The 13,786-nt window shown below is 50.0% G+C and carries 20 protein-coding genes and 1 pseudogene; 14 read left to right on the top strand and 7 right to left on the bottom strand.

Features of this window, described 5'->3' with window-relative positions; genetic code table 11:
* The first annotated feature begins 46 nt into the window (after positions 1–46).
* From PXH59_RS00730 to PXH59_RS00740, 3 genes are read left to right on the top strand one after another with little or no spacing between them, the layout of a single operon-like run.
* On the top strand, positions 47–250 hold the full coding sequence (locus tag PXH59_RS00730; RefSeq protein WP_285809893.1) for a hypothetical protein: 204 nt from the start codon (positions 47–49) through the stop codon (positions 248–250).
* On the top strand, positions 201–1,274 hold the full coding sequence (gene xerC / locus PXH59_RS00735; protein WP_285809894.1) for a site-specific tyrosine recombinase XerC: 1,074 nt from the start codon (positions 201–203) through the stop codon (positions 1,272–1,274). Before PXH59_RS00730 ends, xerC (PXH59_RS00735) begins: the two co-directional genes overlap by 50 nt.
* Positions 1,275–1,303: 29 nt before the next feature.
* Entirely contained in the window at positions 1,304–1,495 is a 192-nt protein-coding gene (locus tag PXH59_RS00740) for a hypothetical protein (protein WP_285809895.1), read from the top strand.
* Between the two features lie 6 nt (positions 1,496–1,501).
* On the opposite strand, the gene PXH59_RS00745 is transcribed toward PXH59_RS00740, so the two are convergent.
* The gene (locus tag PXH59_RS00745) at positions 1,502–1,672 is read right to left on the bottom strand and encodes a hypothetical protein (RefSeq protein WP_285809896.1); all 171 of its coding nucleotides are present in this window, start codon (positions 1,670–1,672) and stop codon (positions 1,502–1,504) included.
* Between the two features lie 69 nt (positions 1,673–1,741).
* On the bottom strand, positions 1,742–2,074 hold the full coding sequence (locus PXH59_RS00750; RefSeq protein ID WP_285809897.1) for a hypothetical protein: 333 nt from the start codon (positions 2,072–2,074) through the stop codon (positions 1,742–1,744).
* Between the two features lie 308 nt (positions 2,075–2,382).
* On the opposite strand from PXH59_RS00750, the gene PXH59_RS00755 reads away from it, so the two are divergent.
* Positions 2,383–2,682 carry an HNH/endonuclease VII fold putative polymorphic toxin gene (locus PXH59_RS00755; RefSeq protein ID WP_285809888.1) on the top strand — a complete coding sequence of 100 codons (300 nt, stop codon included), beginning with the start codon at positions 2,383–2,385 and terminating at the stop codon, positions 2,680–2,682.
* 10 nt (positions 2,683–2,692) lie between these two features.
* Complete coding sequence (locus PXH59_RS00760) at positions 2,693–3,076, top strand: Imm50 family immunity protein (protein WP_285809889.1); 384 nt, start codon at positions 2,693–2,695, stop codon at positions 3,074–3,076.
* Between the two features lie 69 nt (positions 3,077–3,145).
* On the opposite strand, the gene PXH59_RS00765 is transcribed toward PXH59_RS00760, so the two are convergent.
* A complete protein-coding gene (locus tag PXH59_RS00765) occupies positions 3,146–3,466 on the bottom strand; it encodes a SymE family type I addiction module toxin (protein WP_285809890.1) in 321 nt (106 codons plus the stop codon).
* 74 nt (positions 3,467–3,540) lie between these two features.
* Positions 3,541–3,882, bottom strand: a complete 342-nt coding sequence (locus tag PXH59_RS00770; protein ID WP_352232146.1) for a helix-turn-helix domain-containing protein — start codon at positions 3,880–3,882, stop codon at positions 3,541–3,543.
* A 130-nt stretch (positions 3,883–4,012) separates the two neighbouring features.
* On the opposite strand from PXH59_RS00770, the gene PXH59_RS00775 reads away from it, so the two are divergent.
* From PXH59_RS00775 to PXH59_RS00790, 4 genes are all read left to right on the top strand, one after another.
* Entirely contained in the window at positions 4,013–6,727 is a 2,715-nt protein-coding gene (locus PXH59_RS00775) for a CHC2 zinc finger domain-containing protein (RefSeq protein ID WP_285809898.1), read from the top strand.
* A gap of 64 nt (positions 6,728–6,791) precedes the next feature.
* Complete coding sequence (locus PXH59_RS00780; protein WP_285809893.1) at positions 6,792–6,995, top strand: hypothetical protein; 204 nt, start codon at positions 6,792–6,794, stop codon at positions 6,993–6,995.
* A complete protein-coding gene (xerC, locus tag PXH59_RS00785) occupies positions 6,946–8,019 on the top strand; it encodes a site-specific tyrosine recombinase XerC (RefSeq protein ID WP_285809894.1) in 1,074 nt (357 codons plus the stop codon). Before PXH59_RS00780 ends, xerC (PXH59_RS00785) begins: the two co-directional genes overlap by 50 nt.
* A gap of 29 nt (positions 8,020–8,048) precedes the next feature.
* The gene (locus PXH59_RS00790) at positions 8,049–8,240 is read left to right on the top strand and encodes a hypothetical protein (protein WP_285809895.1); all 192 of its coding nucleotides are present in this window, start codon (positions 8,049–8,051) and stop codon (positions 8,238–8,240) included.
* A gap of 6 nt (positions 8,241–8,246) precedes the next feature.
* On the opposite strand, the gene PXH59_RS00795 is transcribed toward PXH59_RS00790, so the two are convergent.
* Both PXH59_RS00795 and PXH59_RS00800 read right to left on the bottom strand, forming a co-directional pair.
* The gene (locus PXH59_RS00795; RefSeq protein ID WP_285809896.1) at positions 8,247–8,417 is read right to left on the bottom strand and encodes a hypothetical protein; all 171 of its coding nucleotides are present in this window, start codon (positions 8,415–8,417) and stop codon (positions 8,247–8,249) included.
* Between the two features lie 69 nt (positions 8,418–8,486).
* Positions 8,487–8,819, bottom strand: a complete 333-nt coding sequence (locus PXH59_RS00800) for a hypothetical protein (RefSeq protein ID WP_285809897.1) — start codon at positions 8,817–8,819, stop codon at positions 8,487–8,489.
* 332 nt (positions 8,820–9,151) lie between these two features.
* Here PXH59_RS00800 and PXH59_RS00805 point away from each other — a divergent pair, with 332 nt between their 5' ends.
* Positions 9,152–9,346 carry a hypothetical protein gene (locus PXH59_RS00805; RefSeq protein WP_285809899.1) on the top strand — a complete coding sequence of 65 codons (195 nt, stop codon included), beginning with the start codon at positions 9,152–9,154 and terminating at the stop codon, positions 9,344–9,346.
* An 8-nt stretch (positions 9,347–9,354) separates the two neighbouring features.
* Here PXH59_RS00805 and PXH59_RS00810 read toward each other — a convergent pair whose 3' ends face one another.
* Positions 9,355–10,323, bottom strand: coding sequence for an IS110 family RNA-guided transposase (locus tag PXH59_RS00810; RefSeq protein WP_285808913.1), 969 nt, complete (start codon positions 10,321–10,323; stop codon positions 9,355–9,357).
* A 169-nt stretch (positions 10,324–10,492) separates the two neighbouring features.
* On the opposite strand from PXH59_RS00810, the pseudogene PXH59_RS00815 reads away from it, so the two are divergent.
* The 4 genes and pseudogenes from PXH59_RS00815 to PXH59_RS00830 all read left to right on the top strand — a co-directional run.
* A pseudogene (locus PXH59_RS00815) lies at positions 10,493–10,711 on the top strand (IS1-like element transposase); the annotation flags it as partial.
* Positions 10,712–10,814: 103 nt separating this feature from the next.
* Positions 10,815–11,699: an IS982 family transposase gene (locus tag PXH59_RS00820; protein ID WP_285809900.1), complete on the top strand. Its 885-nt coding sequence runs from the start codon at positions 10,815–10,817 to the stop codon at positions 11,697–11,699.
* Positions 11,700–11,808: 109 nt separating this feature from the next.
* The gene (locus PXH59_RS00825; RefSeq protein WP_285809901.1) at positions 11,809–12,591 is read left to right on the top strand and encodes an AfsA-related hotdog domain-containing protein; all 783 of its coding nucleotides are present in this window, start codon (positions 11,809–11,811) and stop codon (positions 12,589–12,591) included.
* 33 nt (positions 12,592–12,624) lie between these two features.
* Entirely contained in the window at positions 12,625–13,782 is a 1,158-nt protein-coding gene (locus PXH59_RS00830; RefSeq protein WP_285809902.1) for an oxidoreductase, read from the top strand.
* The last annotated feature ends 4 nt before the right edge of the window (positions 13,783–13,786 follow it).

A 13,786-nucleotide genomic window follows, 5' to 3' on the forward strand; every position in this document is an offset into this window, starting at 1 on the left:
AAAACAACGCAAGTTGCCCACAAGTTGGGTTCAAGTTGGTATCAAGTTGGGGCAGACAAAACCGCTATCAGACCGCAGCCAGACAGGGCAGACAGCGCGCAAGTTGGACAAACTCAAAAATCACTGTTCCGGCAACACATTAACATCGTCCCGTCATACCGTACTGCCGGATAGCTTCCATCACAAAAAGGACAATCCGCATGATAACTTCACACGACAACACCCTGATCACACTGCGCCAACAGCTTGAAGCGTGGTTCGACACGCTGCTGGCACAAGGCCGGGCTGACCGTACGCGGGAAACATACCGTAGTTACCTGCTGCCCTTTATCGACTGGTGCGAACAGCGTACGGTTCGTTACCCCGCACAGGTCACCCTGGTGTTACTGGAAAGCTGGCAGCGGTATCTGCGGGCTTACCGTAAAGCCGATGGTCAGCCTTACGGCAATAACGGTCAGCGGGAACGGCTGATCGCCCTGCGGCTGTGGTTCCGCTGGTTACTGCAACGCCATCACATCCTCTACAACCCGGCCGAGCAGATGGTGTTGCCGAAAGAAGAAAAGCGGCTGCCGGCGCAGATCCTGAGTGAACGGGAAACCACACAGGTGCTGGAGAGCCTTGACGATCAGGGTGTGCTGGGGTTCCGCAACCGGGTGATGCTGGAAATCCTCTGGAGCAGCGGCATCCGGCGTATGGAGCTGCGCCAGCTTCAGCGGGGCGACATCGACTTCGAACGTGGTGCGGTCGTGGTAAATCAGGGCAAAGGGAATAAAGATCGGGTTGTGCCTGTCGGTGAGCGGGCGCTGGGCTGGCTGAAACGCTATCTGGTCAACGTCAGGCCACAACTGGCCGCGCACTATGACAGCGGTTATCTGTTTATCTCGCAAAAGGGCAGGCCGCTGAGTCTGGGACACCTGACGCAAATCGCAGGCAAAGCCATCCGGCAGCAGGCACATCTGGACAAGCCGGGGGCGTGTCACCTGTTCCGGCACTCAATGGCCACGCAGATGCTGGATAACGGTGCCGATATCCGCCATATCCAGGCGATGCTGGGGCATGAAAAGCTGAATACAACACAAATCTATACCAAAGTGGCGATCAAACAGCTCAAGCAGGTACACAGCCGAACCCATCCGGCAGAGCGAGACTCTCAGGCCTTGCCGGATGCAGACAGCCAGACCGGACGCTCAGAGAACGGTTCAGACTGTGCCAGCGGAGAGCCAGACGCCAAACGGATACCGCAGCGCACCGGACAGCCTGAGCGTCCCCGTTAAGTTCGCTGGGTTCAGTGCAGGGGCAGACCGTGGCCGGACTGCCCGTTGGCCTCCGTGTTCGCGGGGGTACGTGGGCAATGGTCGGCCTGACCCCTGCCGCCCCCGTTCAGTCAGTGCAGGCCGCCCAAAGCCCACTCAACATAATGTTGGGGAATTATGCGAAACTCGCCGTTCAGCCACGTAGTCCCCCCCTGCGCCGGAGAGCGGCTCGCATCGCATAATACACATTATGTCTGGCGCCCCCGCTTATCGGCATCGCAAGGTGCACCGCACAAGGCTGCGCCTTCTGCTGTCAGCTTCTGAGCCGATCCCGGCCAAAGACCTGCGCCGACCCTGAGCACTGTGCCACGTTCCGGCAAAATCACGTCTTCTTTAGCTGCCTTGCGTTGTTCCGGCAAACTTCCCTGTAGGCAGGTCGGCCTGCGGCCTCCGCAAATTTACCTCCCCCGCCCCGACCCCGCAGCGACTTACTGCGCCCGGCTCGCAGTCGCTTCTCTCCTTGCTCGTTCCCGTGCTCGCCATCTCCGCCCCGTGCAGCCCCCGCAGGGGGCTTCCCTTGAGCAAGGCGCCTCCCACGAAACGGTGTCAAACCTGAGCCTCAGTGCCTGAGAGCGTCGCAATGCGCCGCTTGCGGGTTCTTTGCCACCCGCCCCCGCAGAACGGCCGCCCGCCGCCCGGCAAGCCGGGCCGCGTTCGCCCGTTGCCGAAAGTGAAAAACTGCACAAAATCAGGTTGATTACCCCATCAATCAGAAAAAGGGGCGCTATACTGCATAACGGCTTGCGGCGGTAGTCTGGCAAAAGTGCACCGGGGCAACATGGCAAAACAGCGCAAAAGTGCGTATCGGCGTTTTAAGTTCGTGGATGTGGGCTAAACGGGTAAAAAAGGTTCTTTAATAAGCTGATATTCAAAGAAAAAATCACGTAAAAAAGTACGACCGCACCGGAATCACTCCTAAGACCCCATTGGGCTGGCGGGGGGCTTTAACCCGTATTCTTATGTGCATAATCCAGCGAATTTTGTTGACCCGTTCGGGCTGGAAAAATGTCCTAAATTTGGTTCAAGGAATGCGGCTTTTAGAGCAGCAAAAAGAGATGCGGGAATACCGATGAATCAACAGCCTGATAAAATATTTGATCCAAAAACTGGTTTTGAAAGTCAATATAGGCACGTTCGTATGACTGATTCAAATAATGAAACAATAATTGGAAATAATGGTAAACCAATATGGACAAAGGAATATCAATTCACAAAAGCTGATGGAACTAAGGTGATTATCCAAGATCATTCTGCGGGGCACTATTACCCCGATGGTGTAGGTAATCAAGGGCCTCATTTAAATGTAAGACCTATTGATAACATTCGAACTGGGAGTGTCCCAGGAACATTAGATCACTATAGTTTCTAGGAGATATCATATGTTTTGGAATGATCTTGATGGCACGATATTGCTTAATAAAGTATTTTCTAAACCTGTAGAAATATCAGACATAGATCTCTTTGATATAAAAATAGATCGTGAAGGGCCAACAGTAATAATAAGTTTTGACTTAATCGGAAAATTACCAGACAACCCACCTGCAAAATGGGTAAAAGGATATAACAAATGTAGGTGTGGTATAAACTGTGGTGGCGTTACATCTATTAATATTGAAGGCATTGCCGTTAACATGTTAGCAAAAATCGAGATAAAAAAAGAAAATGGTCATAATAAAGTAATAATTAATGGCTCTAATTTTCGGTTAAATCTGGAATGTATGCATATACAGTTTACGGGGCCTTCTGTATATATCAGTAAATAAACAAAAAAGCCGGAAAGATCCCGTGATCTTCCGGCTTTGTTCTTTTTTAGAACCGCTCAGTCCCTGCCCTTAGCGGCTTGTGTAGTCGCCAAGCAGTTCCCGCATCTTGAGCTTAATTTCACTGAGCTGATCTTGCTGGCGCTGGTACTGTTGCTTAATGGTGCGGGTCTCGTCACTGTCAGGGATCAACACCAGACAGCCATCCATAATCTTCACGGTCAGGGTACAGCCCTTATCAAACCCAGCCGCCTTAAGCCATTGGCCTTTAAGATGGATGGCAGGCGGGGCGTTGGCCTTGTCATTTTGCGGCACGTATCCCACGGTGTAATAACGTTCTGTTTTTGTCGCTTTATTTACTGCACGGTTTTGCCTAGAATGCGCCTTAGCCATGTTCAACTCCTATTAGTTGCTTGTGGTTAGCAGCGTGTTCGGGTGCCCGCCCGAATACGTTGCGTTAATCGTTTTTACTTCATCCTGGAAGACCAGCGTTCAGCTTCATATTTAATGATCATCCCTTCCAGCACTTCCTTTATCACCTGCCGCTGTTCCGGCTGCATGTTGCTGATAGCCTGAAACTGTAGAGCTAAATCGCTATCAGGTTGTAGCTCATCATCTTCAAATATCAGTGAATCTGTCGTCACTCGCAGTGTCTGCGCTATCTTCTTAACGGCCTCTAAAGACGGTAACGAAATCCCGCCCTCATAACGTTTTACCTGTGTGACATGAATGCCGATAGCATCCGCTAATGCCTGTTGTGATAAGCCTTTTTGCTTGCGCAGGGCGATGAGTCTGTTAGCAATACTCATTGAATTAAACCAGTCAGAGAAATTTGCCTTCATTCTATCCCCCAAAAAGTGCTTGCTTTATATTGGTATCCTATCGGATACTAAATAAAAGAGCAATGGAATCTTGACGCAATTTTAGGAAGGTCACTTTATGGCTCGCATTCCCGAAGCAGAATTACAGCACCTGAAAACCGCCGTCTCTTTAGTGGCTATTATTGAGCAGCAAGGACGGCAGTTGTTTAAGCGCGGCAAAGATATGACGGTGTTGTGCCCGTTCCATGAGGAGAAAACGCCCTCGATGGTGATTACACCGGCGAAAAATCTCTATCACTGCTTTGGCTGCGAGGCGGGCGGTTCAGTGCTGGACTGGGTCATGCAAACGGAAAATCTGAGCCTGCGTCATGCCGCCGAACGCTTAAAAGCCGTGCTGGGGCACAATCCGGCGGTTGAGCCGCTGGTGCAGCCGGAAGAGCTGGCCAATGATACGATCGGCCAACAGGGGTTGCTGTCACGGGTGGTTGAGTTTTATCACCATACCTTGCTGACTGCGCCGGAGGCTCAGGCGTATCTGTCCAGACGGCGGCTGAATCATCCTGAGCTGGTCAGTCAGTTTAAGCTGGGCTTTGCCAACCGCACGCTTGCTTACCGCCTGCCGCCCAGTAAATACAAGGCCGGAGCAGAGATCCGCCGCCGTCTGCAAGCAGTCGGTGTGCTGCGGGAGAACGGGCGGGAGCATCTGCGCGGTTCGCTGGTTGTGCCGGTGATGGGTACACAGGGGCAAATCCACGAACTGTACGGGCGCATGATCAGTGATGATCTGCGGGCGTCGGTTATCCGTCATCTGTACCTGCCGGGCGCACATCACGGCGTCTGGAATGAAGCCGCACTGGGTGCGTCCAGGACGCTTATCCTGTGTGAATCGCTCATTGATGCGATGTCGTTCTGGGTGACGGGGCAGCGCAATGTCACGGCGGCCTATGGGGTGCATGGTGTGACCGCTGACCACTGGCAGGTCTTTGAGCAGCACGGCACTAAGCAGGTGCTGATCGCCTTTGATAATGATACCGCAGGCAATGAGGCGGCGGTGAAACTGGCGGCAGCGCTGGTTGCCAAAGGGATTACGCCCTTGCGCCTGGTGTTCCCACCGGGCAGGGATGCCAATGAATATCTGTGTCAGATGGCCGAACCCGAAACCGCCTTTGCCCTGCTGATTGAGAGTGCTGTACCGATGCAGGAGGCGGCGGATATGGTGGCTCTAGAGCGCCAGACACCTGAGCCGGACACGGTGCCAGAACCCGCTTCCCCTTTCGCCGCCGAACCGGCGCCCCGCGTGACGCCGAATGTGGTCTGTGAGTCGGGTGAGCATGGCGAGCTGCTCGTGTCAGTCGGCACACTGCAATGGTGTCTGCGCGGCATGGGATCAGTTAAGGCAGGTTCCGCTGCGATGAAACTCAATGCGCAGGTGCTGGACAGGCAAAGCGGGGTGTTGTTCGCCGACGGGGTTGATCTGATGAGCGGCCGTTCACGTAACAGTTACTCCCGCATGGCCGCCACTGAGCTGGGACTGGGCGAAGCGGATCTGCGGCGGGCGCTGGGGCAGGTGTTGCTGGCTGCTGAACAATGGCAACAGCAAGGCGGCAAGGTATCAGTGGTCAATGTGCCGACAATGAGTGACACCGAACAAAAGGCAGCGCTGGCCTTGCTGCAAGATCCCTATCTGACTGCCCGTATTACCGCTGACTTAGCCGCCTGTGGCGTGGTCGGTGAATCCACTAACTTACTGGCCGGCTTTTTGGCTGCCGTGAGCCGTAAACTGCCCAACCCCTTAGCCGTCCTGATCCAAAGCAGCAGCGCGGCCGGAAAATCCTCCCTGATGGAGGCCGTACTGAACCTGATGCCGGAAGAAGAGCGCACCCAGTACAGCGCCATGACCGGGCAAAGTCTGTTCTATCTGGGCGAAACCCATCTCCAGCACAAGATTTTAGCGATAGCGGAAGAAGAAGGGGTACGGCAGGCGGCTTACGCACTCAAGCTGTTGCAGTCAGATGGCGAGTTAACAATGGCAAGCACGGGCAAGGATGAAGCGACCGGAAACCTCGTTACCAAAAGCTACACCGTCAAAGGCCCGGTGATGCTGATGTTAACGACGACCGCTATCGATGTGGACGAAGAACTGCTCAATCGCTGTCTGGTGCTGACGGTCAATGAATCCCGCGAACAGACCGAAGCCATCCATGCTTTACAGCGCCAGAAACAGACACTGGCAGGCTTATTGGCTGAAAACGAGCGCGACTATCTGACTCAGCTTCACCAGAACGCCCAGCGGCTGCTGAAACCCTTGAATGTGGTCAATCCGTATGCGTCGCAACTGACCTTTATGTCAGACAAAACCCGCACCCGCCGTGACCATATGAAATACCTGACGCTCATTCAGAGCATCGCGCTGCTGCATCAGTACCAGCGGGACATCAAAACGGCAGCGCACCGGGGGAAGACGTTGGAATATATCGAAGTGACGAAAGATGATATCCGGCTGGCGAATCAGCTCGCCCATGAAATCTTAGGCCGGACATTGGACGAGATGCCACCGCAGACACGCAAGCTGTTATTACTGATCCAGCAGATGGCGCACGGGATGGCATCGGACAGGCAGCAAACGCTGCGAGAGGTGCGTTTTACCCGGCGGGATATCCGCGACTTCACCCAATGGAGTGACAATCAGCTTAAGGTGCATTGTCAGCGACTGGCTGAGATGGAATACCTGCTGATCCACGGTGGCAGTCGCGGGCATCTGTTGCAATACGAACTGCTGTGGGATGGCGAGGGCGACAGCGCCCACTTAAGCGGTTTGATCGTGCCCGTATGATCACCGCAAGTTGGACTGAAAACAACGCAAGTTGCCCACAAGTTGGGTTCAAGTTGGTATCAAGTTGGGGCAGACAAAACCGCTATCAGACCGCAGCCAGACAGGGCAGACAGCGCGCAAGTTGGACAAACTCAAAAATCACTGTTCCGGCAACACATTAACATCGTCCCGTCATACCGTACTGCCGGATAGCTTCCATCACAAAAAGGACAATCCGCATGATAACTTCACACGACAACACCCTGATCACACTGCGCCAACAGCTTGAAGCGTGGTTCGACACGCTGCTGGCACAAGGCCGGGCTGACCGTACGCGGGAAACATACCGTAGTTACCTGCTGCCCTTTATCGACTGGTGCGAACAGCGTACGGTTCGTTACCCCGCACAGGTCACCCTGGTGTTACTGGAAAGCTGGCAGCGGTATCTGCGGGCTTACCGTAAAGCCGATGGTCAGCCTTACGGCAATAACGGTCAGCGGGAACGGCTGATCGCCCTGCGGCTGTGGTTCCGCTGGTTACTGCAACGCCATCACATCCTCTACAACCCGGCCGAGCAGATGGTGTTGCCGAAAGAAGAAAAGCGGCTGCCGGCGCAGATCCTGAGTGAACGGGAAACCACACAGGTGCTGGAGAGCCTTGACGATCAGGGTGTGCTGGGGTTCCGCAACCGGGTGATGCTGGAAATCCTCTGGAGCAGCGGCATCCGGCGTATGGAGCTGCGCCAGCTTCAGCGGGGCGACATCGACTTCGAACGTGGTGCGGTCGTGGTAAATCAGGGCAAAGGGAATAAAGATCGGGTTGTGCCTGTCGGTGAGCGGGCGCTGGGCTGGCTGAAACGCTATCTGGTCAACGTCAGGCCACAACTGGCCGCGCACTATGACAGCGGTTATCTGTTTATCTCGCAAAAGGGCAGGCCGCTGAGTCTGGGACACCTGACGCAAATCGCAGGCAAAGCCATCCGGCAGCAGGCACATCTGGACAAGCCGGGGGCGTGTCACCTGTTCCGGCACTCAATGGCCACGCAGATGCTGGATAACGGTGCCGATATCCGCCATATCCAGGCGATGCTGGGGCATGAAAAGCTGAATACAACACAAATCTATACCAAAGTGGCGATCAAACAGCTCAAGCAGGTACACAGCCGAACCCATCCGGCAGAGCGAGACTCTCAGGCCTTGCCGGATGCAGACAGCCAGACCGGACGCTCAGAGAACGGTTCAGACTGTGCCAGCGGAGAGCCAGACGCCAAACGGATACCGCAGCGCACCGGACAGCCTGAGCGTCCCCGTTAAGTTCGCTGGGTTCAGTGCAGGGGCAGACCGTGGCCGGACTGCCCGTTGGCCTCCGTGTTCGCGGGGGTACGTGGGCAATGGTCGGCCTGACCCCTGCCGCCCCCGTTCAGTCAGTGCAGGCCGCCCAAAGCCCACTCAACATAATGTTGGGGAATTATGCGAAACTCGCCGTTCAGCCACGTAGTCCCCCCCTGCGCCGGAGAGCGGCTCGCATCGCATAATACACATTATGTCTGGCGCCCCCGCTTATCGGCATCGCAAGGTGCACCGCACAAGGCTGCGCCTTCTGCTGTCAGCTTCTGAGCCGATCCCGGCCAAAGACCTGCGCCGACCCTGAGCACTGTGCCACGTTCCGGCAAAATCACGTCTTCTTTAGCTGCCTTGCGTTGTTCCGGCAAACTTCCCTGTAGGCAGGTCGGCCTGCGGCCTCCGCAAATTTACCTCCCCCGCCCCGACCCCGCAGCGACTTACTGCGCCCGGCTCGCAGTCGCTTCTCTCCTTGCTCGTTCCCGTGCTCGCCATCTCCGCCCCGTGCAGCCCCCGCAGGGGGCTTCCCTTGAGCAAGGCGCCTCCCACGAAACGGTGTCAAACCTGAGCCTCAGTGCCTGAGAGCGTCGCAATGCGCCGCTTGCGGGTTCTTTGCCACCCGCCCCCGCAGAACGGCCGCCCGCCGCCCGGCAAGCCGGGCCGCGTTCGCCCGTTGCCGAAAGTGAAAAACTGCACAAAATCAGGTTGATTACCCCATCAATCAGAAAAAGGGGCGCTATACTGCATAACGGCTTGCGGCGGTAGTCTGGCAAAAGTGCACCGGGGCAACATGGCAAAACAGCGCAAAAGTGCGTATCGGCGTTTTAAGTTCGTGGATGTGGGCTAAACGGGTAAAAAAGGTTCTTTAATAAGCTGATATTCAAAGAAAAAATCACGTAAAAAAGTACGACCGCACCGGAATCACTCCTAAGACCCCATCGGGCTGCTGGGTGGATATAATCCTTACGGATATGTCCATAATCCGTCGAAGTGGGTTGACCCTTACGGTCTGGCAGGTGGCGTTGGGAATAAAGGTGATCTGGGAGCAAAGGCATTTTCAAGTAAATCATATCGTGAAGTTGAAAAAGACTCATTACCAGATTGGATGGTTAAATCATTTAAAGATGATGAATATAAAACAGTGATCACCACAGAAGATGTTGTTCTTTACCGTACTTTTGGTGGTAATGCCAAAATTGATGGAGGTTTTGTAACTACTTCGCCTGCAAAAGACAGAATTCAAGCCAAAATAGATACCGCTCTTTTACCTGAATGGAAAAATACAAAGCAACTGTCTTGAACGCGATTTTATGGCGTTATCTGATGATACGAATTATTCCATTCTTCATTTTTTCTAATCATCGCATTCAAGATGGTCAGCAGCTTGCGCATACAAGCCACAAGAGCCACTTTTTTGGCCTTACCCGCCGCCAGCAGGCGGTTGTAAAACGTCTTGATTACCGGGTTAAAACGGGTTGCCACGAGTGTGGCCATATACAACGCTGTCCGAACCCCAGCGCGCCCGCCAAAGATGGTTCGTCGACCCCGCATAGTTCCCGAGTCACGGTTAACAGGAGCAACGCCAACAAGTGCACTGATTTCCCGACGCGAGAGCTTGCCCAGTTCAGGGACTTCTGCCAGCAGGGCTGCTGTTGTCATTGCCCCAATGCCCTTGATGGCGCTGAGCCGGTCAGCCAGTTCCTTAAAATGAATCTGGATATGTTTATTCATATCTTCATCGATCCGCGCCAGCTCAGCTTCCAGTGCTTTAATGACAGTGTTGATGCTCTTTCTGCTCTGAGGATGCGCAGGATGTAGGCGATTACGCTCAGCAACCAGCATCGTAATCAACTGCCGTCTGCGCACCACCATGGCAGAAAGAATCTGACGTTCCGCATCTGGCAGCGCCCGAATAAACCGTTCTCGTTCGGGATGACGGTTTATCACTTCTGCCATCTGAGTCAGGACCTTGGCGTCAATGCGGTCAGTCTTTGCCAGATATCCCATGGCCCGGGCAAAATCTCGCGCTTGCCTGGGATTAATAACAACGACATCAAACCCTTCGGCCTGAAGCGAGCAGGCAACAGCAGATTCCAGTCCACCGGTGGCTTCCATCAGAATCAGGGACACGAGATGTTGCTTCAGTACGGACACAATGGCATCAAAACCATCAGGATCATTACTGGCGGTGAATGCCTCTACGCCAGTACTCACGGCGATATCTAATGAGGCTTTGGAAACATCGATGCCCACACAAAGTGGATTTGGCTGACTCATATTACCCTGCCTTGCAAATACGTTATGGATGACGGACAACTGTTCGGGTTTCAGATGAGTGGCTCAGTGTATGCGTCAATAGCTTTAAAACGGGCTTAAAACCCCAGGGCAACTCAGACTGCGTACACTGTGCCAAATCTAATCGTATTTATTTTAACCTACTTTTAAGATACAAGGGCATGGAAAAGGGCGCACTGGGCATCCGCGTTATCACTGTTATGCTTGCCGTAAAACCTTTCAACTGACTTATACTTATCAAGCCTGTCAGCCCGGCATGAAAGACCAGATTATTGATATGGCCATGAATAACGCCGGTGTCAGGGATACCGCTCGCGTCCTGAATGTCGGCATTAACACGGTCATTCGCACACTAAAAAACTCTCTCCCAGAAACATAACTAACCCGAATTCTGGATAAGAAATTGACGAGAAGCCTGTTCCGGGAGCAAAGTTTTGGTGCACACCAAAAACCGCTCCGAGGTGGAACAGGCTATGGACAAGTTAGTTGAAGTTTTCTGTGATGTCGATGATTTTTGCCGTTTTTTCATCCCTCAATGGGAACAATTTTGTCTCGATAGCGGGCATCGTTTACGCCGCCGACAAGGTCATATGTATCCCAGTGAAATCATGACCCTTTTGATCCTTTTTCATCTGTCGCATTACCGTGATTTTAAACATTTTTATCTAGAGCATATTTGGAAATATCACCATAAGGATTTTCCAACCTTGCTCAGCTATCCTCGCTTTGTCAGTGTGGCTTCTTCCGTTCTGGTGCCACTATGCAGCTATCTGACTAAATTAAAAGGGAAACCCACAGGCATTGCTTTTATTGATTCCACCAGTTTGAGTGTCTGCCATAACATTCGCATCCCTCGACATAAGGTCTTTGCGGGAATAGCAAAGCGCGGAAAAAATTCAATGGGTTGGTTTTACGGTTTCAAATTACACTTGGTTGTCAATCATCAGGGGGAAATTCTAGCGCTTAAAGTGACTGCGGGAAATGTGGATGATCGGGAACCTGTTCGTGAATTATCAAAAGAATTAATAGGTTCTCTTTACGGTGACAAAGGTTATCTCAGCCAGGAATTGGCGGACGATTTAGCCAAAACCGATGTCACTTTCATCACGAAAAAACGGCGCAACATGAAAGCGTGCATGCAAGCTGAGTGGGATAAAGTAATGTTAAAAAAGCGTTTTATTATTGAAACGATTAATGGGCAATTAAAATTGATTTCTCAGATAGAGCATTCGCGTCACCGAAGTCTAAGAGGATTTATGTTGACCGTTTTAGGTGGACTGATTGCTTACTGCCTTAAATTGAAGAAACCATCACTGAAAGTTTTCTACTTAGAAGAAGATGTTCCAATGATGGCTTAAGCAGAATTCGGGTTACTTACCTAAAATCGCTTTTAACAATCTAAGGGAGTTAATTGATAACAAAGAACATTCAATTAGTAATGAGTTAGTTGATAAGATAGGATATTCATTGTCAAAGTATGGTGAGATGCCTGTAAGTAGAGCCAATAGATATATAATTAAAAATGATACTGAACATTATTTTTTCTATCGTAAAGAACATGAACATGTTCCAGGTTTAATGCTAATTGAAATGTCTCGCCAAGCAATGTACCACTATGTCTACAGCTACTCAGGATATTCAAGAGGCGATGTTAGTATTACCATATCGTCTCTTGAAGTTGATTTTTGTGCTTTTACAGAGTCATCCTATGAGCTGGAAGTTATTGTTTCCACAACCTCTGACATTGCTCATACGTGCCCACGGCATATAGATTTGATATCATCTTTTTATCAAAACGGGAATTTAGTTGCACGTGTACGTTTAAAAGGTGGAGTATTGAAATTAAATGTTTTCAAACGGATGAGAACTCTTAATTTTCCAAAGGACCATTGGTTTAAGTTATTCTCCAGAACTAATAGACTAGTTATGCTAATGGGAGATACTGAAAAAATTAACATTGTAGATATTGATGCAATTTCGACTTCTGGTATCCGATTAATCACTAACAGCCCTATTACTAGTGATATAAAATGGGTAATTATTCAAGCAAATAAAAAAAACATTTTAAAATTACCGATAGAAGAAATAACATTTGACAAATTAAATAATGTTATGCTTGCTAATTTTTCTATATTAGATCGTTATCATGAACAAAAACTAAGTGAGTTTATAAAGTTAAATTGTTATTTTTTCCAAAAAAAATACACAAAAGATCAACTTCTAAGTAATAAATTATTCTCACACATCTAATGTGAGTGTTTATATTAAATATTAGAGGCTGTGATGGAACATAACTTTAAAAAAAGTCTATCACCATTCTACTTGAATGAAAGAATAGCTCTTAAGAATAGACTATATTTCTCAGCTATGGGAATAGATGTTTCTCATAATGATGGTAGGGCATCTGCTGAGTTTACACAATTCTATGAAAATATTATTAATGGTGGGTGCGGAATGGTTGTGCTAGGCAATGCGTCAATACATCCATCGACACGGTTACATAAACATGGATTATGCTTACATAATGATGAGCATGCTGAAGCATTATATCCAATAATAAACTATGGAAATAAAAATGGTTGCGAAGTAGTCGTTCAGTTACAACATTATGGTGCTCAAGGTAGTAATACATTTGCTGGATCTAAGTTATTATCTCCTAGCGGTTTAATTTGTTCGAAAACGAAAGAAAAAGAGGATGACCACAAAGTTAGAGTAATGACTCTAGATGATATCATAGAAATACGTTATCAATTTGTTGAAGCAGCAAAAAGAGCCCAGCTAGCTGGAGCTCGGATAGTTCAGCTACAAGCCTCGAATGGATATCTACTTAGCAGTTTCTTATCGCCATATACAAACCATCGATTAGATGAATATGGAGGAGACCCTTTCCGTAGAATGAAATTATTGACCGACATTATTAGTGATATTAAACAAGCTTTACCAAATTTGGACGTTTCCATTCGTTTGGGGATTGATGATTGCCTTGGGGAAAAAGGCCAAAGACCGGAAGTGCTTGCTCCTTGTTTAGGTGTATTAAAATCACTAGGAGTCGTATTTATAGAGTGTTCTATGTCAATAAGGGAAACTTTTAATTGGATGCTAAATTCAACAAGTGAATCTAAAGACCTTTTCCACAGTGGCATTAAAAAAATTCGTTCTGCAACACGTTTACCTCTGGGATTTGCTGGATTTGTTGCGAACCTTAAAGATGCAGAGCAACTCATACATGAATTAAATGTTGAGTTGGTTGGTATGACCCGTGCAATTTTTGCAGATAATGAATTGATTTTAAAATCAATCGCAGGAAGAGAAAATGAAATTTATAAATGTCACTTTGATGGAAATTGTTTCCGTGATAAGAGTAATCCAAATCTAGATCGAGTGTATTGCTGTGTTAATCCTAAATACCAGCGCCCAAGTAGTATAACTTATCAGGGATAGATAC

Origin of the sequence: Xenorhabdus bakwenae (assembly GCF_030272115.1) — a bacterium.
In the GTDB taxonomy this organism is placed as follows: domain Bacteria; phylum Pseudomonadota; class Gammaproteobacteria; order Enterobacterales; family Enterobacteriaceae; genus Xenorhabdus; species Xenorhabdus bakwenae.

Bases quoted from the DNA above. Each gene is read 5' to 3' on its own strand.
- xerC (WP_285809894.1), top strand. From the start codon at position 201: ATGATAACTTCACACGACAACACCCTGATCACACTGCGCCAACAGCTT.
- PXH59_RS00755 (WP_285809888.1), top strand. From the start codon at position 2,383: ATGAATCAACAGCCTGATAAAATATTTGATCCAAAAACTGGTTTTGAA.
- PXH59_RS00760 (WP_285809889.1), top strand. From the start codon at position 2,693: ATGTTTTGGAATGATCTTGATGGCACGATATTGCTTAATAAAGTATTT.
- PXH59_RS00765 (WP_285809890.1), bottom strand. From the start codon at position 3,466: ATGGCTAAGGCGCATTCTAGGCAAAACCGTGCAGTAAATAAAGCGACA.
- PXH59_RS00770 (WP_352232146.1), bottom strand. From the start codon at position 3,882: ATGAGTATTGCTAACAGACTCATCGCCCTGCGCAAGCAAAAAGGCTTA.
- PXH59_RS00775 (WP_285809898.1), top strand. From the start codon at position 4,013: ATGGCTCGCATTCCCGAAGCAGAATTACAGCACCTGAAAACCGCCGTC.
- xerC (WP_285809894.1), top strand. From the start codon at position 6,946: ATGATAACTTCACACGACAACACCCTGATCACACTGCGCCAACAGCTT.
- PXH59_RS00805 (WP_285809899.1), top strand. From the start codon at position 9,152: ATGGTTAAATCATTTAAAGATGATGAATATAAAACAGTGATCACCACA.
- PXH59_RS00810 (WP_285808913.1), bottom strand. From the start codon at position 10,323: ATGAGTCAGCCAAATCCACTTTGTGTGGGCATCGATGTTTCCAAAGCC.
- PXH59_RS00820 (WP_285809900.1), top strand. From the start codon at position 10,815: ATGGACAAGTTAGTTGAAGTTTTCTGTGATGTCGATGATTTTTGCCGT.
- PXH59_RS00830 (WP_285809902.1), top strand. From the start codon at position 12,625: ATGGAACATAACTTTAAAAAAAGTCTATCACCATTCTACTTGAATGAA.